Annotated in this window: 24 protein-coding genes and 1 tRNA gene; 18 read left to right on the forward strand and 7 right to left on the reverse strand. The window is 71.2% G+C overall.

Features of this window, described 5'->3' with window-relative positions; genetic code table 11:
* The 3 genes from VLF38_RS00820 to nudC form a co-directional block, all read left to right on the forward strand.
* A partial coding sequence (locus VLF38_RS00820; RefSeq protein WP_325269395.1) for a PD-(D/E)XK nuclease family protein occupies window positions 1-1066 on the forward strand: 1066 nt, incomplete at its 5' end.
* Window positions 1063-4218, forward strand: a complete 3156-nt coding sequence (locus tag VLF38_RS00825; protein WP_325269396.1) for an ATP-dependent DNA helicase — start codon at window positions 1063-1065, stop codon at window positions 4216-4218. The genes VLF38_RS00820 and VLF38_RS00825, both read left to right, overlap by 4 nt.
* A gap of 7 nt (window positions 4219-4225) precedes the next feature.
* Entirely contained in the window at window positions 4226-5146 is a 921-nt protein-coding gene (gene nudC, locus VLF38_RS00830) for an NAD(+) diphosphatase (RefSeq protein WP_325269397.1), read from the forward strand.
* A 23-nt stretch (window positions 5147-5169) separates the two neighbouring features.
* Here nudC and VLF38_RS00835 read toward each other — a convergent pair whose 3' ends face one another.
* Window positions 5170-5415 carry a mycoredoxin gene (locus tag VLF38_RS00835; RefSeq protein ID WP_325269398.1) on the reverse strand — a complete coding sequence of 82 codons (246 nt, stop codon included), beginning with the start codon at window positions 5413-5415 and terminating at the stop codon, window positions 5170-5172.
* A 64-nt stretch (window positions 5416-5479) separates the two neighbouring features.
* On the opposite strand from VLF38_RS00835, the gene VLF38_RS00840 reads away from it, so the two are divergent.
* The 5 genes from VLF38_RS00840 to VLF38_RS00860 all read left to right on the forward strand — a co-directional run bounded on the left by VLF38_RS00840 (window position 5480) and on the right by VLF38_RS00860 (window position 8774).
* Window positions 5480-5782 carry a hypothetical protein gene (locus tag VLF38_RS00840; protein WP_325269399.1) on the forward strand — a complete coding sequence of 101 codons (303 nt, stop codon included), beginning with the start codon at window positions 5480-5482 and terminating at the stop codon, window positions 5780-5782.
* Window positions 5783-5792: 10 nt separating this feature from the next.
* Complete coding sequence (locus VLF38_RS00845; RefSeq protein ID WP_325269400.1) at window positions 5793-7844, forward strand: ATP-dependent DNA helicase UvrD2; 2052 nt, start codon at window positions 5793-5795, stop codon at window positions 7842-7844.
* Window positions 7845-8003: 159 nt separating this feature from the next.
* Window positions 8004-8162: a hypothetical protein gene (locus VLF38_RS00850; RefSeq protein WP_325269401.1), complete on the forward strand. Its 159-nt coding sequence runs from the start codon at window positions 8004-8006 to the stop codon at window positions 8160-8162.
* 112 nt (window positions 8163-8274) lie between these two features.
* A complete protein-coding gene (locus VLF38_RS00855; RefSeq protein WP_107699031.1) occupies window positions 8275-8556 on the forward strand; it encodes a WhiB family transcriptional regulator in 282 nt (93 codons plus the stop codon).
* 50 nt (window positions 8557-8606) lie between these two features.
* Window positions 8607-8774, forward strand: a complete 168-nt coding sequence (locus VLF38_RS00860; protein ID WP_325269402.1) for a hypothetical protein — start codon at window positions 8607-8609, stop codon at window positions 8772-8774.
* Window positions 8775-8791: 17 nt separating this feature from the next.
* Here the strand turns inward: VLF38_RS00860 and VLF38_RS00865 are convergent, their stop codons facing one another.
* The gene (locus VLF38_RS00865; RefSeq protein ID WP_325269403.1) at window positions 8792-9712 is read right to left on the reverse strand and encodes a hypothetical protein; all 921 of its coding nucleotides are present in this window, start codon (window positions 9710-9712) and stop codon (window positions 8792-8794) included.
* 131 nt (window positions 9713-9843) lie between these two features.
* Complete coding sequence (locus VLF38_RS00870; protein WP_165872837.1) at window positions 9844-10002, reverse strand: DUF5679 domain-containing protein; 159 nt, start codon at window positions 10000-10002, stop codon at window positions 9844-9846.
* 154 nt (window positions 10003-10156) lie between these two features.
* Between VLF38_RS00870 and VLF38_RS00875 the strand changes: the two genes are divergently transcribed.
* The 4 genes from VLF38_RS00875 to VLF38_RS00890 all read left to right on the forward strand — a co-directional run bounded on the left by VLF38_RS00875 (window position 10157) and on the right by VLF38_RS00890 (window position 13540).
* Window positions 10157-10960, forward strand: a complete 804-nt coding sequence (locus VLF38_RS00875; protein ID WP_325269404.1) for an enoyl-CoA hydratase/isomerase family protein — start codon at window positions 10157-10159, stop codon at window positions 10958-10960.
* A gap of 303 nt (window positions 10961-11263) precedes the next feature.
* Window positions 11264-12316 carry a PHP domain-containing protein gene (locus VLF38_RS00880; RefSeq protein ID WP_325269405.1) on the forward strand — a complete coding sequence of 351 codons (1053 nt, stop codon included), beginning with the start codon at window positions 11264-11266 and terminating at the stop codon, window positions 12314-12316.
* 18 nt (window positions 12317-12334) lie between these two features.
* Window positions 12335-12856, forward strand: a complete 522-nt coding sequence (locus VLF38_RS00885) for a M48 family metallopeptidase (protein WP_325269406.1) — start codon at window positions 12335-12337, stop codon at window positions 12854-12856.
* Between the two features lie 87 nt (window positions 12857-12943).
* On the forward strand, window positions 12944-13540 hold the full coding sequence (locus VLF38_RS00890) for a hypothetical protein (RefSeq protein ID WP_325269407.1): 597 nt from the start codon (window positions 12944-12946) through the stop codon (window positions 13538-13540).
* Window positions 13541-13654: 114 nt separating this feature from the next.
* Here the strand turns inward: VLF38_RS00890 and VLF38_RS00895 are convergent, their stop codons facing one another.
* Together VLF38_RS00895 and VLF38_RS00900 are read right to left on the reverse strand one after the other, a co-directional pair.
* Window positions 13655-14257 (reverse strand): NUDIX hydrolase, encoded by a 603-nt coding sequence (locus tag VLF38_RS00895; protein WP_325269408.1) that lies wholly within the window; start codon window positions 14255-14257, stop codon window positions 13655-13657.
* A complete protein-coding gene (locus tag VLF38_RS00900; RefSeq protein WP_325269409.1) occupies window positions 14254-15582 on the reverse strand; it encodes a zinc-dependent metalloprotease in 1329 nt (442 codons plus the stop codon). The genes VLF38_RS00895 and VLF38_RS00900 overlap by 4 nt, the downstream gene beginning before the upstream one ends.
* Window positions 15583-15606: 24 nt before the next feature.
* On the opposite strand from VLF38_RS00900, the gene VLF38_RS00905 reads away from it, so the two are divergent.
* The 5 genes from VLF38_RS00905 to VLF38_RS00925 are packed head-to-tail and all read left to right on the forward strand — an operon-like array spanning window position 15607 to window position 20980.
* Window positions 15607-16110, forward strand: coding sequence for a molybdenum cofactor biosynthesis protein MoaE (locus tag VLF38_RS00905; protein ID WP_325269410.1), 504 nt, complete (start codon window positions 15607-15609; stop codon window positions 16108-16110).
* An 18-nt stretch (window positions 16111-16128) separates the two neighbouring features.
* Window positions 16129-16365, forward strand: a complete 237-nt coding sequence (locus tag VLF38_RS00910; RefSeq protein ID WP_325269411.1) for a hypothetical protein — start codon at window positions 16129-16131, stop codon at window positions 16363-16365.
* Between the two features lie 31 nt (window positions 16366-16396).
* Window positions 16397-17464 (forward strand): YlbL family protein, encoded by a 1068-nt coding sequence (locus tag VLF38_RS00915; protein WP_325269412.1) that lies wholly within the window; start codon window positions 16397-16399, stop codon window positions 17462-17464.
* Complete coding sequence (locus VLF38_RS00920) at window positions 17448-18002, forward strand: PPA1309 family protein (RefSeq protein ID WP_325269413.1); 555 nt, start codon at window positions 17448-17450, stop codon at window positions 18000-18002. Before VLF38_RS00915 ends, VLF38_RS00920 begins: the two co-directional genes overlap by 17 nt.
* Window positions 17999-20980 carry a UPF0182 family protein gene (locus tag VLF38_RS00925; RefSeq protein ID WP_325269414.1) on the forward strand — a complete coding sequence of 994 codons (2982 nt, stop codon included), beginning with the start codon at window positions 17999-18001 and terminating at the stop codon, window positions 20978-20980. Before VLF38_RS00920 ends, VLF38_RS00925 begins: the two co-directional genes overlap by 4 nt.
* Window positions 20981-21003: 23 nt before the next feature.
* Here the strand turns inward: VLF38_RS00925 and eda are convergent, their stop codons facing one another.
* Complete coding sequence (gene eda / locus VLF38_RS00930) at window positions 21004-21648, reverse strand: bifunctional 4-hydroxy-2-oxoglutarate aldolase/2-dehydro-3-deoxy-phosphogluconate aldolase (protein WP_325269415.1); 645 nt, start codon at window positions 21646-21648, stop codon at window positions 21004-21006.
* A gap of 137 nt (window positions 21649-21785) precedes the next feature.
* Between eda and VLF38_RS00935 the strand changes: the two genes are divergently transcribed.
* A tRNA-Met gene (locus VLF38_RS00935) sits at window positions 21786-21862 on the forward strand.
* 62 nt (window positions 21863-21924) lie between these two features.
* Here VLF38_RS00935 and VLF38_RS00940 read toward each other — a convergent pair.
* On the reverse strand, window positions 21925-23466 hold the full coding sequence (locus VLF38_RS00940) for an HD domain-containing phosphohydrolase (RefSeq protein ID WP_325269416.1): 1542 nt from the start codon (window positions 23464-23466) through the stop codon (window positions 21925-21927).
* Window position 23467 lies beyond the last annotated feature (1 nt).

Consider the following 23467-nt stretch of genomic DNA (forward strand, 5'->3'; position numbering starts at 1 on the left):
GTTCCTCGGCGAGCTCGAGCCGGCGACCCAGGAGCAGGAGACGGCCCGCCACGTCATCGGCCGACCACGCCGCCCGCTCTCGCTGGCCGGCCTGGTCTCCGAGCTGCGCCAGGTGCTCGCCGATCCCGCCAGAGACGAGCACCTGCGCGATGCCGCCGCCAGCCGCCTCAAGCAGCTCGCGGCTGCAGAGGTCCGCGGGCGTGCTGTCGCGCCTCAGGCCGATCCGTCAACGTGGTGGGGCCTCCGCGCCGCGACCCGGTCCGTCGTGCCGATCCGGCCCGACGAGCAGCCGGTCGCGCTGTCCGCCAGCGCCCTCTCGGCGCTGCTGGAGTGCCCGGCCAAGTGGTTCCTGGAGCGCGAGGCCGGGGGTTCGCGGGTCAGCTCGACCAGCCAGGGCTTCGGCCTGATCGTCCACGCGCTCGCCGACCGGCTTCACAAGGGCGAGGTGCTGCCCGACCTCGACGAGCTCATGGTCCACGTCGACGAGGTGTGGGGTCGCATGGAGTTCCGCACGCCCTGGAGCAGCATGCGCGAGCGGGCCGCCATCCGTGACTGCCTGGCGCGTTTCCTGACCTGGCACACCCGGCCGGGTGCACGCGTCGTGATCGCGACCGAGCAGAGGCTCCGGGCAACGGTGACCCTCGACGACGGCACCCAGGTGACGCTCACCGGTGAGGCCGACCGGCTCGAGCTCGACGAGGACGGCAAGGTGATCGTCGTCGACCTCAAGACCGGCAAGTACGGTCCGACCGCGAAGCAGATCAAGGAGCATCCCCAGCTCGGCCTCTACCAGGCAGCGGTCGACGCGGGCGCGGTCGACGACCTCGTCCCCGGCGCGGTCTCCGGCGGCGCCGAGCTGTGGCAGCTCCGGTTGGGCAAGGACCAGCCGCGCATCGACGCCCAGGCCGCGCCCGACCTCATCCGCGAGCAGCTCGCGGAGGCGGCCGCCGCGGTGCGGCGGGAGGAGTTCGTGGTGCGTCCCGTCGACCCCAACAACGGTCACTGCCGGTTCTGCTCGTTCCAGCCGATCTGCCCCGGCTTCGCCTCGGGATCGGTGTTGTCGTGAGGATCCGGACTCCCGAGCAGCTCCGCGACCTGATGGGCGTCGAGTGGACCTTCAGCGACGAGCAGTTCCAGGCGATCACGGCACCGCTGGCTCCGGCTGTGGTCATCGCCGGGGCCGGCTCGGGCAAGACCGCGGTCATGGCGGCTCGGGTCCTCTACCTGGTCGCCAACGAGCTGGTGCGCCCGGAGGAGGTCCTCGGCCTCACCTTCACGACCAAGGCGACAGGCGAGCTCCAGCAGCGTGTGCGCGCGGGCCTGGCCGACGCCGGCCTCCTCGGAGGCGAGCGCGAGGAGCGCGACGAGCCGACCGTCTCGACCTACCACTCCTACGCCGCCAACCTGCTGCGCGAGCACGGCCTGCGCATCGGCCACGAGCCCGACACGCGGCTGATCACCGACGCCCAGCGCTACCAGCTCGCGGCCAAGGCGGTCGCGCGGCACCGCGGCTCCGTCGAGGTCCTCAGCGATCATCCCGACACGGTCATCGGCGACCTGCTCTCGCTCGATGCGGAGCTCTCCGAGCACCTCTGCTCGATCGAGCGTCTCCGGGAGCAGCACCGGCGCGATGTCGAGGGGTTCACCGCCGCGCTGGCGACGAGTCGCGCCCAGGCCGAGATCAAGAAGTGCCTGGCCGGCATCGCCAAGCGTGAGGAGCTGATCGGCCTCGTCGAGGGCTACCGGGCCCTCAAGACGGAGCTGGGCCTGATGGACTTCTCCGACCAGATCGCTCTGGTCGCCCGGCTCGCCGAGGAGCATCCTGCCGTCGGCGAGGCCGAGCGGTCGGCGTACAAGGTGGTGCTGCTCGACGAGTACCAGGACACCTCGGTCGCGCAGGCGCGCATGCTGCGCAGGATCTTCGGTGACGGCCACGCCGTGATGGCGGTCGGTGACCCCAACCAGGCGATCTACGGCTGGCGTGGAGCCTCGGTCTCCAACATCCTGCAGTTCAACCTCGACTTCCCCGATGCAGACGGGCCGGCGGCGACCTACCAGCTCGCGGTCAACCGCCGCTCGGACCGGCGCATCCTCGCGGTGGCCAACCACCTCGCGGCACCGCTCTACTCCACGACGCGCAACGTCGTGCGCCTCGCTGCTGCGCCGGGAGCCGCAGAGGGCGACGTGCGGGTGCGCATCCACAACACCTACGACGACGAGCTGGCCTGGCTCGCCGAGCAGGTCGCCATGACGCACCAGCGCGGCACGGCGTGGGGCGAGATCGGCGTCCTCGTGCGCGACAACCGCCACGCTGCCGATGTCTTCGACGTGCTCACCGGTGCCGAGATCCCCGTCGAGATCGTCGGCCTCAAGGGCCTGCTGCGGCTTCCGGAGGTCGCGGAGGTGCTGGCCATGCTCACGCTGGTCCAGGACGTCACCGCCAACGCGTCCCTCCTCACGCTGCTGACCGGCCCCCGCTGGCAGATCGGCCTGCGTGACCTGTCCCTGCTCGGCAGTCGTGCCACTGAGCTCGCCGGTGCCCGCAAGGCGACGCCCGAGGAGCTGCACGTCCAGCTCGTGCAGGCGGTGGCCGCGGGCGACCCACTCGAGGTTCCGGCGCTGGCAGACGCGCTCGAGTCACCGGGTGAGGCCGACTACTCCGCCGAGGCCCTCGAGCGGTTCGACCTGCTCGCCCACGAGCTGCGTCGCCTGCGGGCCGCAGCGGGGGAGCCCGTGCTCGACCTGGTCCGCCGGATCATCGACGCCTGCGGCATCGACGTCGAGCTGGCCTCCTCGGTCAGCCCGGCCGCAGCCGCACGGCGCGACAACCTCGACCTCTTCGTCAAGGCGATCGCCGAGTTCGTCGGCCTCGACGGGCGCACCGACCTGGGCGCCCTCATCGCGTGGCTCCAGGCAGAGGACGACATCGGCCAGGGCCTCGACGTCGCCGTGCCGACCGAGGCCGACTCCGTCAAGCTGCTGACCGTCCACCGGTCCAAGGGCCTGGAGTGGGACGTCGTCTTCCTGCCCGGTGTGGTCGAGAAGAAGTTCCCCGTCACCACGCTCCGCTCCAACCCCCTGGTCGCCGCGGGCGTGCTGCCCGCCGTCCTGCGTGGCGACGCGATCGACCAGCCCGCCCTGCGCGGTCACGACCCGGCTGCCCTGAAGGCCTACGAGGCGGAGCGCCGCGAGCACCAGGCACTCGAGGAGCTGCGCCTGGGCTATGTGGGCTGGACCCGTGCCCGGCACGAGCTCGTCGTGTCCGCCTGGCGCTACCGGCGCGGTCTGGTCAACGGTCTCGGCCCCTCGCCGTACGCCGTTGCGACGCGTGACGCGATCGGAGAGTGGGGTGCCATCCCGGAGGCCTGGCTGGACGCGCCGCTGAAGGAGGAGCCGTCGCCCTACGCCGACGAGACCGTCGAGCTGCCCTGGCCGATCAGCCATGTGACCCCCGAGGTGGAGCGACGCACCGAGGCAGCCCGCCGGGTGCGTGAGGCCGGGCCGGTCGTGCCCTCCGACGACCCGACCATCGCCCGATGGGACGACGAGATCGCGCGTCTGCTCGCCGAGGCGGCGCGCGACTTCGCGGAGGTCGTCGAGGTGCCCCTCCCGAGCTCGCTCTCGGCCACCTCGCTGAGCCGGCTGCGCGACGACCCCGAGTCCTTCGCGCGTGACCTGGCCCGACCGATGCCACGCCGCCCGTCCTCGTCGGCGCGGTTCGGCACGCGCTTCCACGCGTGGGTCGAGGCGCGGTTCGGGCAGCAGCAGCTGATCGGGCTCGACGACCTTCCGGGCGCGGGCGATGCCGAGATCGACGAGGCCGAGCTGCGCGAGCTGGTCACGGCGTTCGAGAGCGGGCCCTTCGCCGATCGCGTGCCCCACGTCGTGGAGCCGCCGTTCGCGCTGGTGCTGGGCGGTGCGGGCGCTGGCCAGGTGATCCGCGGCCGGATCGACGCGGTTTATCTCGAGCCGGGGGAGCACCTCGGTGACCCCGATCGCTACCTCGTCATCGACTGGAAGACCAACAAGGCGGAAGCCGCCGACCCGCTGCAGCTCGCGGTCTACCGCGTCGCGTGGGCGGAGCTCATGGGGGTCGGCGTCGACCAGGTGCGGGCAGCGTTCCACTACGTGCGCACCGGCCGGACCGTCGTCCACGACGACCTGCCGGGCCGCGAGGAGCTGGCGGCCCTGCTCGCGCCGGGGGCCGTCCTGCCATGATCGGGGCGTGAGCGACGAGACCGCACCCGTCCAGCCGGGCCTGACCAGCCACGACCGCCTCGGACACCTGCGGGGCGACGCGAGCCGCCTCGACGCTCTCTGGGCTGACCCTGCGACACGCGTCCTGCCGGTCAGCGGCGGCTGGATGCTGGCGCGCGACGACGCTCCGGCCTGGCTCTCCCCGTCAGACGCCGCTGACCTGGTCGGCGAGGGCACGCGGATCCTGCTCGGTGAGCACGACGGAGCCCACCACTTCGCGCTGCACGTCGCCCGCCGGGGCGACGACGTCACGTGGGCGGGCATGCGTGAGCTCGGTCGGCACTTCGTCCAGGACGGCTGGGACACCCGGCTCGTCTTCCACGCGCTCGGCATGTCCGAGTGGCTGACCCGCACCCGCTTCTGCCCGCGCTGCGGGGGTTCGCTCGTCCCGGAGCTGGCCGGTCACGTCCTGCGCTGCGCGGACTGCTCACGCGAGCACTTCCCGCGGATCGAGCCCGCGGTGATCATGCTGATCACGCATGGCGAGCCGGGGTCAGCGGAGGAGAGGTGCCTCCTCGGCAGCGGGCACCAGTGGGGCCCGACCCGCTTCTCGACGCTGGCGGGCTTCACCGAGCCGGGGGAGTCGCTGGAGGACTCCGTGCGCCGCGAGGTGCGTGAGGAAGCAGGTGTCGTCGTCGGCGAGGTGACCTGGTTCGGCAGCCAGGCCTGGCCGTTCCCGAGCTCGCTCATGCTCGGCTTCTTCGGACGGGCGCTCTCGACCGAGATCGACGTGGACCCCGTCGAGCTCGCCGACGCCCGGTGGTTCACGCGCGCCGAGCTCGAGGCACAGACCGAGAGCGGCGAGATCGCCCTGCCGGGCCGCGGCATCTCCATCTCGCGCACCCTGATCGAGCACTGGTACGGCGGGGAGCTCCCGGGCCACTGGTGAGTCGCGGCCCGGAGCCGCTGTGCTCAGCCGAGCGACGCGAGCTTGGACTTCACCTGGGCGAGGGAGGGGTTCGTCTGCGCCGAGCCATCGGCGTACACCAGGGTCGGGACGGTCTGGTTGCCTCCGTTGACCTGCATCACGATGACCGCGGCGTCCTCGTTCCTCTCGATGTCGACGACCTCGTAGGCGATGCCCTCGCGGTCGAGCTGGCTCTTCAGGCGGTGGCAGTAGCCACACCACTGGGTGCTGTACATCGTGACGGCGCTCATGCGGTGCCCAACGGAGCGTCACCGTTCTGCATTCCCGCCTGCGGGCCCGGCGTACGGTGTCGCCGTGGTGAAGCCGAAGCGTTGGAGTCCGGGACACCGGCCACGGTCACGTCTGGCGGACAGCCACGTGGCCCGTACGACGTCGCGCGCGGCGGCGCTCGGCCTGTGGGCCTGGATGGTCGCCTCGGTCCCGCTCGCGTTCTTCCTCGTGCTCGTGGTGCTCGACCTGCCGCTGTGCACGCGTTCGTCGTGCGACGGAGGCCGCGCGGCGCTCGGGTCACTGCTGGTCACTGGTCTCGCCGTCCTCCTCGCCGTCGGTGTCCCGCTCGCGTGGTGGCGCGTACGACGTGTCGGTGGCCGCCTCTAGTCTTGCCGCCATGCTTCGACCCGACCTCCGTGGCGACCTGCTCGCCGGACTCGACCCCGAGCAGAGGCGCGTGGCTGAGGCGCTGCGGGGCCCGGTGCAGGTGCTCGCGGGTGCCGGCACGGGCAAGACCCGCGCGATCACGCACCGCATCGCCCATGGCGTCGCCGAGGGGGTCTACCAGCCGACCGAGGTCCTGGCGGTCACGTTCACCACACGCGCGGCGGGGGAGATGCGCACACGGCTGCGCGAGCTGGGCGCGCCCGGCGTGCAGGCGCGCACGTTCCACGCGGCCGCCCTGCGCCAGTTGCGCTACTTCTGGCCCGCGATCCACGGCACCGAGCTGCCCCAGCTGACCGAGTCCAAGCTCGGATTGATGGCGCAGGCGGTCCGCCGGTTGCGCATCGGCACCGACCAGGGGCTCCTGCGCGACCTCGCCAGCGAGATCGAGTGGGCGAAGGTCAGCAACGTCAGCCCCGACGACTACGTCGTCGTCGCGCCCGCCCGGGGCCGCGAGGTCAACGGTGCCGACGCGGCGACGGTCGCGCGGGCCTATGCCTCCTACGAGGACGTGAAGCGCTCGTCGGGCCGGATGGACATGGAGGACGTCCTCCTGCTCACCGCGGGGCTGCTGGCCGACGACGAGCGGGTCGCCGCGCAGGTGCGGCGGCAGTACAAGTTCTTCGTCGTCGACGAGTTCCAGGACGTCTCGCCGCTGCAGTCGACCCTGCTCGACCTGTGGCTCGGCGGCCGTGACGAGCTCTGCGTCGTCGGTGACCCAGCCCAGACGATCTACAGCTTCGCGGGCGCCGACGCCGACTTCCTGCGTCACTTTCCCCAGCGGTTCCCGGGCACGACCAAGGTCGAGCTTGTCCGCAACTACCGCTCCACCCCGGAGGTCGTCGCGGCTGCCAACGGGCTCCTCGCCGGCACCAGCTCGCGTGGAGTCGACCTCCGTGCGCAGCGACCGTCCGGCGCCAGCGTCCGCTACCTGGAGTACGACGACGAGGTCGCCGAGGCCGAGGCGGTTGCGGCCGAGATCGCGTCGCTCGTCGCCGGGGGCACGCCCGTCAGCGAGATCGCGATCCTCTTCCGCATCAACGCGCAGTCGGAGGCGTTCGAAGACGCGCTCGCCGCGCGCAACGTGCCGTACGTGATCCGTGGTGCTGCGCGGTTCTTCGACCGCCAGGAGGTGCGCCAGGCGATCACCCTGCTGCGTGGCACCGCGCGGTCGCAGGGCGATCCCGACGACCTCGTCGACGCCGTCAAGGGCACCCTCTCGGGTCTGGGGTGGGCCCCCGAGCCGCCCACCGCACGCGGCAGCGCCCGCGATCGCTGGGAGTCGCTTCAGGCGCTCGTCTCCCAGGCCGAGGCCTACGCCGTCGAGCACCCGGGCCGCCTCGGGGCCTTCGTCGACGATCTCGACCGCCGTGCCAGCGAGCAGCATGCGCCGGTCGCCGGCGGCGTGACCCTCGCGACGATGCACGCCGCCAAGGGTCTGGAGTGGGATGCCGTCTTCGTCTGCGGTGTCCAGGAGGGCTCGCTGCCGATCACGTTCGCGAAGACGCCCACCGAGATCGAGGAGGAGCGCCGGCTGCTCTACGTCGGCCTCACCCGCGCCAGGCTCCACCTCCGGGTCAGCTGGGCTGCCGCGCGCAACCCCGGTCAGCGGCGCAGCAGGAAGCCCTCGCGCTTCCTCGACGGCCTCCGGCCGGAGGGCTCCTCGAACAGCGGTCGCCCCAGCGTCACCGGTGCCCGCCGCGCGCAGCACTGCCGCACATGCGGCAAGCCGCTCTCGAGCGCGGGCGAGCGCAAGACCGGGAGGTGCGAGGGCTGCCCCGCGGCCTACGACGAGGCGTTGTTCGAGCGCCTCAAGGTGTGGCGTCTCGAGCGTGCCGCCGAGGCCAAGGTGCCGGCGTACGTCGTCTTCACGGACAAGACGCTCGAGCTCATCGCCGAGCACCGGCCCGACGGCCCCGCAGCGTTGCTGCGCATCGCCGGCATCGGTGCCAAGAAGGTCGAGCAGTTCGGCGAGGACGTTCTCGCCATCGTCGCCGCTGACTGACCTCCTCGCCGAGCCATCGGCTGTTTGGCAGCATTTCGACGACATTCGTCAATAAATGGTTTGCCCCTTACAACTGAGACACGTTACGGTCGTCTGCAAGGCGACCGAAACGTCGCCGTCCCGCATCAAACCCGAGACACCCGAAGGAGGTGGACACCCATGGAGATCACGACCCCGATCACGACGTGCGCTGTAAAGCCGCGTCGTCTCGCCATGCCGTCCGCCGCTGCCTTCGGTGGCGCGCGCGTCTGGCTCGTCGCCACGCGCAATGCCAAGCACGTCCCGGGTGTTCCGGTCTGGAGTCCACCGCACTGTTGAGTCAGTGCCGGCGCTCTCCAGGCCGCGGAACCCGAAACCCGGGTTCCGCGGCCTTTCTCATTTTTCAGACCATCCAGGACCTACAGGTCCGCACCGCAGGAGGTGAACACAGATGACCACCAGCGTTCTCGAGCGCAGCACCGCCCAGCTGGTCGACGACGAGTTCCCGTGTCACGTGAATGACCCGGAGCTCTTCTTCGCCGAGCAGCCCGGCGATGTCGAGTACGCCAAGGCCCTCTGTCAGTCGTGCCCGATCCAGGCCGCCTGCCTGGCCGGTGCACTCGAGCGGCGCGAGCCGTGGGGCGTGTGGGGCGGTGAGCTCTTCCTCCAGGGAGTGGTCATCCCGCGCAAGCGCCCGCGCGGTCGTCCGCGCAAGGACGCGGTGGCCGCATGACCCCGGCCGCCACGTCCGTCCCCTCACCTGAAATCGATCGGAGCACCCAGATGTACCTCCACAGCGAAGCACTGGCGCGCGAGCTCGTCGCCGCGCGCCTCGCCGAGGCCGAACGCGAGCGTCGCCGGCGCCTGCTGGCCAGCGCAGCCCGCCTGGGCCGCAAGGCCGAGCAGGCGGCGTACGACGCGCGTCTCGCCCTCGCCCGCGTCGGCGCGTGAGCCCGGCGCCGGAGCCGTCACGCGGACCTGAGGTTGCTGCTGCAACCACAGGCTGCGTGGCGGCTCCACGTCTTTCGGGGGAGTGACAGAGCAGCATCGACCTCGATCGTCGTCGACCAGGTGGCCGGTTGCAGCACGTCTGCCCAGCGCGTGAGGTCACGGGCGAGGAGGGCGGTCGCGAGAGCGACCAGGTCGGCTGGCACCGCGGGCGGCAGGCCCCACAGCGGGCGGGAGACGCCTGCATACTGCTCGAGCACGAGCGCGTGCCGGGGGTCGACCTCCGCCACACGGGCATCGAGGCAGCGCTGGCACGCCGTCAGCCCCGGGTGCACGAACGGCCCGAGCCGGACCCGCCCCTCGCAGACCACGAGGAGCACGTGAGGGCGCTCGGCGATGACCAGCCCGTCGAGGAGCGTCCGCTCGGGCTCACCCTCGGTGAGCACGGCGACGACATCCGCCCGCCCCGGCCGCGTGACCGCCAGGCCGGCCGTTGTCAGGAGCGCCTCCAGGTGGGCCGCTGCCTCGCCGAGGCCGCCACCGTCGATGCCCACGCGCACGCCACTCCTGCGGGCGAGGCGGGCGCGTGCGTCGTCGCTGCCCTCCGCTACCAGCGCGGACCGTGCGGCGGCCGCGGCTCCGTCGAGACCGTGCAGCATCGAGCTCCAGACATCTGCGTCGACGACGAGACCGCACGCGAGGAGCAGGTCGCAGGCGTGGCGCGCTGCGGGCGAGAGGAGATCAGGCGGTGGCGGAGGATGGCCGTCGTCGAGCCCGCGCAGAAGCAGGTGCACGGCCGGGTCGTCAGGCAGCACCACCGCATGCTCGGCGGCAAGTCCCACCTGCAGCTCCGTCGCCGACCTCCGCACCACCCGTACGCCGGGGCGGAGCGCGGCGCGGGCGGGAAAGCCCGGGTGATGGGTGCTCGGCTGGTGCGGCATGTCCGCAGGCTGCCACGCGGCCGGGCTTGGCGGCGTACGTCCTCCACAGGCCCGGGAGACGACGCGACCCCCGGACCCGGTGAGGGGTCCAGGGGTCGGAGTCAGTGTGCGGCAGCTGCCGCGCGCCGGTCTCAGGCCTTGCCGAGGATCCGGTTCAGGTTGGTCGAGCACACGGGGCAGACGGCCTTGGCCATCTTGGTGCCCTTCTCGTTGACACGGATCTCGCCCGTGGCCTCGCGCTTCTCCTTGCACTTCACGCAGTAGAACTCGCCGCTCCAGGTCTCCGCCATGACGGCCTCCTTGCCTATGTATTACTTGGTCGTCGCGACGGGGAGGGTGGGGAAGCCCGCCGGGATCGCACGCACAGTTTGTCCGCGCAACCACCGCGACCCTAGACCACGCGTGAGCGTGAACGTGGGAGGCGCCACGCCGTAGGGTGCCGCCATGTCTTCCGCGCCTGAGAGCCTCGCCCACCTCCGGATCGAGCGGCCCGTCGACGGAGTCGCCCTGGTGACTCTCGACAACCCCGACCAGATGAACGCCATGTCGGACGAGATGACCCGCTCCTGGGCAGCGGCGATCGCCGACCTGAGGACCGACGCGAGCGTCCGCTGTGTCGTGGTCACGGGCGCCGGGCGTGCGTTCTCGGCGGGCGGCAACACCACGTGGCTGGCCGAGAGCGGCGCGCTGCCCACGCCGGCCTTGCGTGACCAGATGCTCGCCTTCTACCGGACCTGGCTCGCCGTCCGCGACCTCGAGGTCCCCACGATCGCCGCCGTCAACGGTGCCGCGGTCGGTGCCGGCCTGGGCATCGCCCTCGCCTGCGACATCCGGTACGCCGCCGCGGGCGCGAAGCTGGGCGCCTCCTTCGTGAAGCTCGGGCTCCATCCCGGCATGGGCATCTCCTACCTCCTGCCCGAGGTGGTCGGCGACGCCGCGGCACGCGACCTGCTGCTCACCGGCCGCCTGGTCGAGGCCGACGAGGCGCTCCGGCTCGGCCTCGTCTCGCGCGTCATCGAGCGTGACGGCTTCCTGGACGAGGTGCTCGCCACCGCCGCGCAGGTGGCCGCCAATGCGCCCCTCGCGACGCGCTACGCGAAGGTCACGCTGCGCCGCCAGCGCACCTCGCTCGACGAGACCTTGCAGGTCGAGGCGCTGGCCCAGCCGATCACCTTCGGCACCGAGGACCTGCAGGAGGGCATCGCCGCAGTCCAGGCGCGGCGCTCGCCGACGTTCACGGGGAAGTAGCGACAGATGCAGCGGAGGCCCCCGGGCCTCGCGCCATCGCGCCTGCCTTCCCCTTACCTGCGCGGCGGCGGAGCCCGGAGGCCTCGCATGGGTACGACGCTAGGAGCCGCCCACGGGTGGGTCAATGGCTCGTGGCCGATCGCTACGCACAGCCTGTGGACAAGGATGTGGAGAAGCTGTTGAACGGGTGCGGTTGACTGTGGAACGTCTCGGGACGAGCCTGTGGGCGACACGCCCGGAAGGCGATGCACGTGCCGGGGTGACCAGCGGGAACCTCATTCCCCAGCCTGTGGAGGAGAAGAAGTGAGCGCACCCGAGCCCTGGTCGGGCGGTCCGGTCGCGGCGCTCCGCCGGATCGCGTTCCTGCTCGAGCGGGGTCGCGAGGACACCTACAAGGTGAAGGCGTTCCGCTCGGCGGCTGCCACGCTGCTCCCGCTGCCTGCCGACGAGGTGGCGGCGATGGTGGCGGCCGGCACGCTGACGAGGCTGTCCGGGGTCGGGCCGGCCTCCGCCAAGGTGATCGAGCAGGCGGTCCGCGGCGAGAAGCCCGACCGCCTCGTCGACCTCGAGGAGCGGCACGGTGGCCCGCTGGTCAGCGGGGGAGAGGCGCTCATGGCGCAGGTCCGCGGTGACCTGCACAGCCACTCCGACTGGTCCGACGGTGGCTCACCGATCGAGGAGATGGCGATCACCGCCATGGAGCTCGGCCGGGAGTACCAGGTGCTCACCGATCACTCACCCCGCCTGACCATCGCGAACGGGCTCTCTGCGGAGCGGCTGGCACGCCAGTTGGACGTGGTCGATGCGGTCAACGCCCACCTCGGCGGCGCCTTCACGCTGCTCAAGGGGATCGAGGTCGACATCCTCGACAACGGCGCGCTCGACCAGACCGACGAGATGCTCGCACGCCTCGACGTACGCGTCGCCAGCGTGCACTCCAAGCTGGCCATGGACCGCGACGCGATGACCCGGCGCCTGGTCAATGCGGTGCGCAATCCGTTCACGAACGTGCTCGGCCACTGCACGGGGCGGCTGGTCACGGGCGGCCGCGGGACGCGTCCGCAGTCGCAGTTCGATGCTCGAGCGGTCTTCGAGGCGTGCGCCGAGCACGGCGTCGCCGTCGAGATCAACGCGCGCCCCGAACGGCGTGACCCGCCCACGAAGCTCCTCGAGCTGGCCAGCGAGATCGGGTGCGTGTTCTCCATCGACTCCGACGCCCACGCACCCGGGCAGCTCGACTTCCTCGCGTACGGCGCCGCTCGCGCCGAGGCCGCCGGCATCGACCCGGACCGCATCGTGACGACCTGGCCACTCGCACGGCTGCTGGAGTGGGCTGCGCCACGTTCGGGCGTCTGACCGCTACGGTGCCTGTCCATGGGGACTCCGGAGGTCGAGGTACGCCGCTCCAAGCAGCGGCGTCGCACGATCCAGGCGCGCCTCGAGGGTGACCGGATCATCGTGATGATCCCCGCGGCGTACACGAAGGCCCAGGAGCGCAACGCCGTCGAGCAGATGGTGGCGAAGCTCCTCGCGCGCGCCCCACGGCGCCGTCCGACCGACGACGAGCTGATGAAGCGTGCGAAGCAGCTCTCCGATGCCTACCTCGGCGGTCTCGCCCGCCCCGAGTCGGTGCGCTGGGTCAGCAACCAGCGCTCCCGGTGGGGTTCGTGCACTCCGGGTGAGCGCACGATCCGTCTCTCCGAGCGACTGCAGGGCATGCCGGGCTGGGTGGTCGACTACGTCCTCGTCCACGAGCTCGCGCACCTCATCGAGCCCAGCCACAGCGACGAGTTCTGGGCGTGGGTGCACAACTTCCCCCAGGCCGAGAAGGCCAAGGGCTACCTCGAGGGCTACTCCGCCGGCGCCCGCCTGGAGCCCACGCACGACGCGGACTGACCCGCACGCCCGCCGGCCCGCTGAGCCCGGGGCTGCCCCTGTGGAGGGCCGGTCGCGTCCCGGCGTACGCCGCGGCACGGTGGTCGCATGTGGAATCTCGAGCGCGATCCCTTCCTGCGTTACTCGTCAGCGCTCCACAAGGACATCGTCACCGACGGGTTCATTCGGATCCTGTCGGACACGGGGCTCGACGCCTTCTCGATGGCCGCGCTTGCTCGGTGGATGAAGGTGTCCGCTGCCGCAGTCGCGCAGCGGGCATCGAAGGCCGAGACTCTGCGGTTGATCGCGGTGGCCATGGCGGAGCGATGGCGCCGGTGGGCAACGCCGGTGTGGGTGCCTGAGGGCCAGGGCATGCTCCCGACACCGCTGCCCGCGACGGAGGCCGAGGCACTCGGCGTCCGCGCCTGGCTCCTTGCCGGCGAGCTGGCGCGGACACGAGCGGCGGCAGGCGACGAGCGCCCTGCAGAGGCACTGGCCCTCGGGTGGGCAGCGGACCGTGCGAACTGGGAGGCGTGGTGGACGCGTTTGCCCACGGCCAGGGCCGCCGCCACTGACGGTGACTTCGAGGAGTTCTGGGTGGTGCTCCAGGGTGTGCGGATCTACCTCGCGTTCCTACCTGCTCCTGACCCAGCGCTGGTCGGCGCGGCGCAGAGGGTGCTCGCGCGCTTACTTGACGTTCATTAAGGGGCCTGGGGCGTATGAACCCAGCCCCTGCTTGTGCCGGACGTAGGTCGCTCGAGTCGCCCGGACCTCGTGGCCACGTCGCTCTTCCCAAGGGCACGCGCGCATTAATGAAGGTTAATCAAGAGCGGCGGTGCCCACTCGACGGCCGAGGCGAGCCTGCGCGAGGGCGACCAGCTCCACCATGTCCTCGTCCTTGGTCGGCAGCGCGTCAACCGGCCACCAGCGCACGTCGAGTGACTCCTCGCTCACGGCATGCGCAGCACCCTCCGGCGCGACGGCCATGAAGCGGACGTCGAGGTGGTGCACCTGGCGGGCGGAGTCGCCGCCGGACTCGGCCGCGGTCAGCGGGCCACCGCAGAACGGCACCGCGTGCTCGGAGAGCTGTACGGGGACCGGGTCGAGCGACAGGCCGAGGAGTCCCGACTCCTCGCGCGCCTCCCGCAGCGCGGCTCCAGCCAGTGTGGCGTCGTCCTCCTCGCAGTGTCCGCCGAACTGGAACCACGCCTGCGCCTTCGCGTGCAGCGTGAGCAGCACCGATGACCCGTCGGCCGACAACACGAGCGTCGAGGCGGTGAGGTGGTCCGGCCGGCAGGCTCGGGTCATCGCATCAGGAGACCGCTCGAGGACCGAGAGGTACCGCTTCCTGAGCGCCTTCTGCGCCGCGGTGGGCGCGTTCCACTGCGCGAGCACGCGGCTCGCGTCGGCGTGCAGGCTCACGCCCGCGGCTCGTCCGACTCGCCGTCGCCCGGCCCGTCGAGCAGCTGCTGGAGCGCGGCGTCGAAGTCCTCAGCCGACATCTCCTCGGTCGGCATGTCGAGGCCCTCGCGGAAGCCGAGCGGGTCATCGAGATCGTCGGCAGTCGGGAGCAGGTCGGGGTGGAGCCAGACCGCGTCGCGCGCCTCGAGGCCCTGCCGCGTGCGCAGGGCACCCCAGAGGGTGGAGGCGTCGCGGAGCCGGCGCGGGCGCAGCTCGAGGCCGACCAGGGCGGCGAAGGTCTCCTCAGCGGGACCGCCGGCGGCGCGGCGGCGGCGTACGGCCTCGTGGAGCCGGGACGCGGAGGGCATCCGGTGGGCGGTGGCCTGGCCGACGACCTCGTCGACCCAGCCCTCGACGAGGGCGAGGGTGGTCTCGAGCCGGAGCAGCGCGGCCTCCTGGGCAGGGGTCTTCGTCGGAGCGAAGAGGCCGCCCTCGAGCGCGGACTGGATCTCCTCCATGTTGGAGGGATCGAGGCTGCGCAGCTGCTCCTCGATGCCGGCGGTGTCGATCGTGATGCCGCGGCCGTAGTCGGCGACGGCCGTGAGGAGGTGCTCGCGCAGCCACGGCACGTGCGCGAAGAGGCGCTGGTGCGCGGCCTCGCGGAGGGCGAGGTAGAGGGTCACGTCCTCGAGGGAGACGTCGAGGCCGTCGGCGAACGACGCGATGTTGGTCGGCAGCAGGGCCGCGCGGCCGGTGGGACCGAGGGGGAGGCCGATGTCGGAGGCGGTGAGCACCTCGGAGGCCAGGCCCCCGATCGCGGTGCCGATCTGGCTGCCGAAGAGCGCGCCGCCCATCTGGGTGAGCATCCCGAGGAATGGTCCGGCCATCGCGGCGGCCTCGCCGGGGATCGCCTTGCCCATCGCGCCGACGACGTGCTCGGCGACGGGCTCGACCAGGCGCTGCCAGACCTCGCGGGTCGACTCGATCCACTCGGCGCGGCTCCACGCAGCGGTGGACGTGACGCCACTGTCGAAGTCGGTGGCCTCGTCGAGCCAGAGGTCGGCGAGGCGGACGGCGTCGGCGACTGCGGTCGACTGCGCCGAGTCGGGTGACGGGTCGGGCGAGGCCGCGACCGTACGCCGGGCGAGGTCGGTCGCGAGCTGCCAGTTCACCGGCCCGTCGAACGGCTGCATCATCGCCTGGACCTGGCTGAACAGGGCGCCGAGGTCGGGCATGCCCTGGGCACCGCCCTGTCCGAATGCCTGGCCGAAGAACTGCTCGAAGGGCGTGCCCTCGAAGGGGTTCTTCGGGTCGTCCTGATCGCCCTGTCCGGGGGTGTCGTTCATGCCGATCACGGTACCCTTCCGCGCATGACGGACGGACGTGTGGAGGGGGTCGTGCGGCTCGTCGCGATCCGCGACACCGCGCTCGACGTGACGGAGGTCCTCGACGCGCTGGGCGACGACTCCGCCGGTGGGCTCAACCTCTTCGTGGGCCGGGTCCGCGACCATGACCGGCGCGGCGGCTGTGGTCATGAGCACCAGGACGGCGGCGGCGAGGGCGACGCGGCGTACGGCGAGAGCGTGGAGGTCGAGGGTCTCGGCTACTCCGCCCACCCGACTGCGGCCGAGCGGCTCCGTGAGGTGTGCGAGCAGGTGGCTGCGCGCCACGACGTGAGGGCGCTGGCGGCGGTCCACCGGGTCGGCGAGCTGGTCATCGGCGACACCGCCGTGATCGTCGCGACGGCTGCTGCGCACCGGGGCGAGGCCTTCGCAGCGACCCGCGACCTGATCGACACGTTGAAGGCCGACGTGCCGATCTGGAAACACCAGCGCTTCGCCGACGGCTCGGATGAGTGGGTCGGTACCCCCTGACCCCGTAGGCTGCCTGTCGTGGACCTGGGAATCCTGTGGTGGCTGGCTCCGCCCGTCGTCGTCACGCTCGCTGCCATCGCCTGGGTGGTCTGGGCGGGGGAGGAGCGCGGCCCCGTCGACCCGGAGGTCGCCGCCGAGCGCATGGCGCGTGCGCTGCGCAAGGAGCACCCCGGCCAGAAGGTGCAGGGTCCGGCTGCCACGCGCCCGCGCGACCGCAGCACGGGCATCGCCGTGCGCCCGTCCCGCGGTGAGTGAGCCCGCGGCGCCCGATGCCCACGGCCCCGGGATGAGCCGCCACACCCTCGCGATCGCTGTCGCCGCCCTGGTGACGGTCGTCGGCGTCATCGCGGCGACCGTGCTGCCGATGCCGTACGTCCGCTTCGAGCCCGGCACGACGGTCGACCTCCTCTCCGAGGACCGGGGCACGGAGCGGATCGAGGTGCACGGCCACGAGTCCTACGCCGACGGGGGCGAGCTGCGGATGACGACCGTCAAGGCCACCCAGCCCAAGTCCGGCATCTCGCTGCTCTCGGCGATGAGCGGCTGGCTCGCCGACAGTGACGCCGTCAAGCCGTACGACGACGTGTACGGCGAGCGCGACACCGCTGTCTCGAAGCAGAGCCAGGCCTCGATCCAGATGGCCACCTCGCAGGACGTCGCGGTCGCGGCGGCGATGATCCACCTCGGCATCAAGGTCCCGATGGTCCCGGTGGTCGGCCCGATCGAGCCGGGGCTCCCTGCCGACGGCGCCCTCGTCGAGCGCGATCGCTATGTGCGGATCGGCGGCCAGACGATCCGCAGCTGGGACGACGTGGTGCGCGTGGTCTCGCGCGCCCGGCCCGGCAAGCCGCTCACCTTCGTGGTCGAGCGCGACGGCAAGCAGCTCTCCATTCCGGTGACCCCGCGCCGCATCGACGGCCGCACCGTGGTCGGCGTACGCCAGGCGTTCGACTTCAAGATGCCGTTCGAGGTGGAGATCCACCTGCCCGACGGCATCGGCGGCCCGAGCGCGGGCCTCATGTTCGCGCTCTCGGTCGTCGACACGCTGACCCCCGGATCGCTGACGCGTGGCAGTCGGGTCGCCGGCACGGGCGAGATGGCGGACCCGCAGGGCCGCGTCGGCGCGATCGGAGGCATCCAGCAGAAGATCGCGGGTGCGCGCGAGGCCGGCGCCGAGCTCTTCCTGGTGCCCGTCGCCAACTGCGACGAGGCCGTGCTGGCCAGGCCCGGTGCGATGCGGCTCGCGCCGGTCGCCACCCTGACCGAGGCCGAGAAGATCGTTTCCACCTATGCCGCGGACCACCGCGCCAAGCTCCCGACCTGCGAAGAGGTGCTCCGTGACGCAGCCCAGTGACCAGCCGACCCCCGAGGGCGCGTTCGACCGCGCCCTCGCCGAGGCGGTCGTCGAGATCGAGGACCACGCGGCCGAGGCGGGCTGGGACGGTCAGGCCCGCCTCTTCGCACTCGTCGACACGCAGGCCCTGGCGGCCGCCGAGCCCGCGCTCGCCGAGGCACTCGGACTCGACGCGGCTGCCGAGGGGCTCACGCCGGTCGAGCAGGACCTCGAGCCGGGCCAGCAGCTGGAGCAGGTGCTGGAGCAGATCGGCTGGCCCGAGGAGGTCGCCGGCTGCGCGGTCGTCGTCGAGCGGCTGGTTCTGCCGCCGGCGGTCGAGGGCGAGGTCCCCGAGGGTCTCGAGGAGGCGCGGGCCTTCGCGGCGGACCACCCCGATCGCCAGGAGGTGCGCATCGTGGCCGGCGTCAACCGTGCTGGCGCGAGCTGGTGCACGCTGCGCCTGCGCGAGCACGACCGCACCGAGGACGTCATCGGTGGCGTCGACCTGGTCCCGGCGCTGCTGGCGCTGCTGCACGGCACACTGGAGGATGAAGCATGAGCTCGATCTTCGATGACAATCCGGGCGGCGCTCCGGCACCGGCGGCGGGCAGGCCTGGCTGGGCCCGTGGCGTCCTGATCACGGCAGTGGTGCTGATCGTGCTCTTCTTCGCGATGAGCAGCTTCACCGGCTTCTGGACCGAACGGCTCTGGTTCGACTCGACCGGCTTCGGCTCGGTCTTCAGCCACCTCATCATCACCAAGATCGGGCTCTTCCTCGTCTTCGGCGGCATCATGGCCGCGACGGTCACCGCGAACGCCGTGGTCGCCTACCGCCTGCGTCCGCTCTTCCGCCCGGCGAGCCCGGAGCAGGTCGGCCTGGACCGCTACCGCCAGGCGATCGCCCCGGTGCGCCTCTGGGTGCTGCTCGGCCTCGCCGTGGTGACGGGCGCCTTCGCCGGCGGCGCAGGCGCCGACGCCTGGCGCGACTACCTCCTGTGGCGCAACCAGGTGCCGTTCGGGAGCAAGGACCCCTACTTCAACAAGGACAAGGGCTTCTACGTCTTCGAGCTCCCGTGGCTGCACCACGTCGTGGACTTCGCCATGGCCGTCTTCGTCGTCTCCCTGCTGGTCACCCTCGTCGTGCACTACCTGTACGGCGGGATCCGGCTGCAGGCGACCCGTGACCGGCTCTCGGGTCCGGCGGCTGCCCAGATCTCGGTGCTGCTCGGCCTCTTCGTGCTCGTGAAGGCAGCCGACTACTGGCTCGACCGCTACGACCTTCTCAACAGCGGGGGAGGGGTCGTGGACGGCATCACCTACACCGACGACCACGCAGTCATGCCGGCGAAGACGATCCTGATGTCGATCGCGATCATCTGCGCGCTGCTCTTCTTCGCCAACGTCGTCCGGCGGACCTGGATGCTCCCGTCGGTGGGTCTGGCCCTGCTCCTGCTCTCCGCGATCCTGCTCGGTCTGATCTGGCCCGGAGCAGTCCAGCAGTTCCAGGTCGGCCCTTCGCAGCCCGACAAGGAAAGGGAATACATCGCCCGCAACATCGAGGCGACACGTGAGGCATACGGCATCGCCGATGCCGAGGTGACGCCGTACGCCGGCAAGAGCGCGCTGACCCAGCAGGAGCAGCGCGACGAGCTGGGCAACACCCCGGGGATCCGTCTGGTCGACCCGCAGCTGATCCGCTCGGCGTTCGAGAACCAGCAGCAGCTCCGCAAGTACTTCTCCGTCGCCGACGTCCTCGACGTCGACCGTTACCAGGTCAACGGGCGCGAGCGCGACATCGTCCTCGGCGTCCGCGAGATCGACCAGACCGGCATCCCCGACGACGCCAAGAACTGGTCGAACCTCCACACCGTCTACACCCATGGCTACGGCGTCATCGCGGCGTACGGCAATCAGCGCGACGCCGACTTCCGCGAGCAGGAGCTCCCTGACAACCCGGAGTGGGCCGGCAAGGGTGCATCCGACGCGTCCAGTGACCTCGCGCCGGACGGCTACCGCCCGCAGATCTACTTCGGTGAGCAGTCACCGGACTACTCCATCGTCGGCAAGCCCTCGAAGGACGCCCGCGACGTCGAGCTCGACCAGCCGTCCGAGGGCGACGAGGACGCCACCAGCACCTACGACGGCAAGGCGGGCGTCGCCATCGGCAGCACCTTCCGTCAGCTGCTCTACGCGTGGAAGTACGGTGATCCGACGATCGCGCTGTCGGGTCGGGTGTACGACACCTCGAAGATCCTCTACGACCGCAAGCCGAGCCAGATGGTGGAGAAGGTCGCGCCCTGGCTGACGGTCGACAGCGACCCGTTCCCGGCGATCGTCGATGGCAAGGTGGTCTGGCTCCTCGATGGCTACACGACGACCGACCAGTACCCGCTCTCGCAGCACGGTTCGTACGAGGAGATGACCTCGGACTCGCTGGCGAGCCCGACGGAGTTCCGGACGCTGCCGACCGACGAGATCAACTACATGCGCAACGCGGTGAAGGCCGTGGTCGACGCGTACGACGGCACGGTCACGCTCTACGCGTGGGACGAGAAGGACCCGATCCTGAAGTCCTGGCGCAAGGCGTTCCCGGGCACGGTCAAGGACAAGGACGAGATCCCGGCCGAGGTGCTCGACCACATGCGCTACCCGGAGGACCTCTTCAAGGTGCAGCGCTACCAGCTGCAGCGCTATCACGTGACCAACGCGGACAACTTCTACGCGGGCAAGGAACGCTGGGAGGTGCCGGCGGATCCGACGGTGGATGCGCCTGCGAACGCTGCGAAGCAGCTGCAGCCGCCGTACCGGCTCTCGGTGCGCACGAGCGATGCGGCCGACCCGGTCTTCTCGTTGACCTCGACCTTCGTGCCGAAGGACAAGAGCAACCTGGCGGCGTTCGTCTCGGTCGACGGCGACGCGTCGCGCGAGAGCTACGGCAAGATCCGGATCCTGGAGCTCCCCTCCACCGGGCCGGTCCGTGGTCCGTCGCAGATCGCCAACGACTTCGCGACCGACTCTGCCATCCAGGCGAAGCTGACCCAGTTCAACGTCAGCCAGAACATCAGCAAGGTCTACGGCAACCTGCTCACCCTGCCGGTTGGCGACAGCCTGCTCTACGTGCAGCCGCTCTACACGAAGAAGGCGGGCGCCGAGACTTCCGGCAACTTCCCGGTCCTCAACTTCGTCCTGGTCTCCTTCGGCGACCGGTTGGCGATCGCGACGACGATGTCCGAGGCGATCGCCGAGGTGCTGCGGGTCGAGAACGATGACCGCCCGAGCGGAGGCGGTGAAGGACCGGACGACGGCCCCGGCGGTCCTGTCCTCGATGACGAGGTCGTCTCCCTGCTCCAGCGCGCTGACCGCCAGTTCGCGCAGGCGAAACAGGCACTCAGCGACGGTGACCTGGCGGGGTACCAGGAGCACACGGTCGAGGCAGAGCGCCTCGTCGGCCGGGCGCTCGAGGTTGCCCAGGCGACGCCGTCGCCGTCGGCTGCCCCGTCTGCCTCGCCGTCGCCGTCCGCCTCGGCCAAGCCCTGAGGAGGATCACTCGCTGACGAAGGTCAGGCGCTGAGCGGCTGCGGCTCGGTCGTGAGCGCGCTGACCGTCGCCATCGCCTGACGGGCGTTGGCGGTGATTGCCTGCCAGTCGTGCGTGCGGATCAGCTCGGCCGGAGCGATCCAGGTGCCGCCGACGGCGTCGACGTTCGGCAGCGCGAGGTAGCGGGCGGCGTTGTCGAGGGTGATGCCGCCGGTCGCGCAGAAGCGGAGCCGGGGGAGTGGCCCGTTGAGCGCGCCGAGGTACGCCGGACCGCCGGCCGCCTCGGCGGGGAAGAAGCGGACCTCGGTGAGACCGCGCTCCTGCAGCTCCATGGCCTCGCCGGCGGTGGAGCAGCCGGGGAGGTAGGGGATGCCGGTTGCGAGGATGCCGTCGAGCAGGGCGGGGGTGGGGCCCGCGGAGGCGACGAAGGCCGCGCCGACGCTGGCAGCCAGGACGGCCTGCGAGGTGCGGGTGATGGTGCCCGCGCCGACGACGATGTCCGGCACCTCGGTGGCGATCCGCTCGATGCTGACGAGGGAGGCGCTGGTGCGCGCCGCGACCTCGACAACGCCGATGCCTCCGTCGAGGAGGGCACGGGCGACGTCCACCGCGCGGCTCGGGTCTTCGAGAACGACTGCGGGGATGACAGGGCTGGTCAGGATGGTCATGGGACTACGATCGTCCACTTTTGCGCGCGAAGCAAGCATAAGTAGGGATCAATCTGGCGTAATCCCGCCGTCGGCGACGTTGCGAAGGGGGCCGATTTGGAGCGTCATGAGGGATGCCGTAAGGTTGTGTTCACCGACGCGGGGTGGAGCAGCTCGGTAGCTCGCTGGGCTCATAACCCAGAGGTCGCAGGTTCAAATCCTGTCCCCGCTACCAAATTTTCAGGCTCGGAATCTTCGGATTCCGGGCCTGAAAGCATTTCGGGGCGCGAGCGGGTGTCAGGTCGGGGCGACGAGCCCGTGCGCCAGCGCATACAGACTGGCTCCGACGCGATTGCTGACGCCGAGCTTCGCGTACGTCCGCTCAACGTGGTTGCGCACGGTCTTCTCCGAGAGCACCAGCTGCTGCGCGATCTCCTTGTTGCTCGCACCGCGGGCGACGAGCAGCAGGATCTCGACCTCGCGCGGCGTCAGCCCGTCCTCGCGCTGCCTGGACCGCGTCGTCGCGTGCCCCGCGGCGGCCAGGACCGCATCGACGGCCGCGCCATCGAGCAGGCCGGACGAGGCGCGCCGTCGCAGGCGGTCGGCTGCCTCCTCGGGCGTCCGCGCCGACCGGTACGGACGCGGCTCCAACGCCGACTCGTAGGCGACCGCGGCGGCCAGGATCCGGTCGCCCTGCCCGAGCTGTGCCGCGGTGAGGCCGCGCGGATATCCGGACCCGTCGAGCAGTTCCTGATGGTTCATCGCAAGGCGGGTGACTGCCTCCAGCCCCCCGACACGCTCCAGCACCCGTCCGGTCAGGTACGGGTACAGGCGCACCCGCTCGACCTCCGCCGGTGAGAGCACCGCCGCCTTCTCCCAGATCTGGCTGGAGACGCCGATCCGGCCCAGGTTGTGCACGTGCCCGGCCCGACGAAGGTCGCGTACCTGCTCGTCCGACATGCCGGAGCGCACCGCCGCTGAGGCCGCCAGCGCGGCGACCGCACGCGAGTGGCCGAGGGTGAAGGGGCACTTCATGTCGGCGAAGTCGCCGAGAGCGACCAGTATCTGGTCCACGTGGGCGTCGGTCGGCACCTCGTCACCGGCCGGCGCCTGTGCCAGGGCCTCGGCCCACACGTCGTCGGGCTGCGCAAGGATCCCGTCGGGATCAGCGACGAGCGCGTCCACGACCGCGGGGTCGAACTGCTTGCCTCGCCGCTCCTTGGCCATCGCGACTGCCCCGGCGACCCCGGCAACCCGCGAGAACACCTCCGCGACGTCGGCGACGATCGCGACCCGCAGCTCGATCGGGATCTCCTCGCCGCTCACGCCCACGGGACCGCCCGAGCCGTCCCACCGCTCGAAGGAGAAGCTGACAGCGTTCTGAACCGATGCCGGGAGTCCCATCTCGGCAGCCAGCAGGCCAGCGGCGGCGCAGTGGCCGTGATAGCGCTCGACCTGCTGCCTCCTGCCCGTCACCGCCATCTGCGCCATCAGCCCGATGCGTTTGGGAAGCGGCGATCCCTTTGCCAGGTTGCTCGCCATGAACCGCATGTACGGCAGCCCCGACCAGTCGACGAGGTAGGCATCGCCGCGGATCTGGATGTCGTCGCCGAAGCTCGCACTCAGCTCTCGCGAATCGACGTGACACGCGACCCACATCAGCATCGTCGTCAGGTAGGTGGCGTCGCGCTGCGCGGGGGAGAGGCCAAGCCGGTCGGCGAGGCGAACGGACGACAGCGCCGAGCGCAGGATGTGCTCGGCCGGCTGGCCCAGCCCCAGGTCGATCGCCAGCGAGAGCGCTGCCAGCAGCTCGGAGCGACGCGGCGGGGTCTGGGCCATT

Origin of the sequence: Nocardioides sp., from assembly GCF_035481145.1 — a bacterium.
Taxonomy (GTDB): Bacteria; Actinomycetota; Actinomycetes; order Propionibacteriales; family Nocardioidaceae; genus Nocardioides.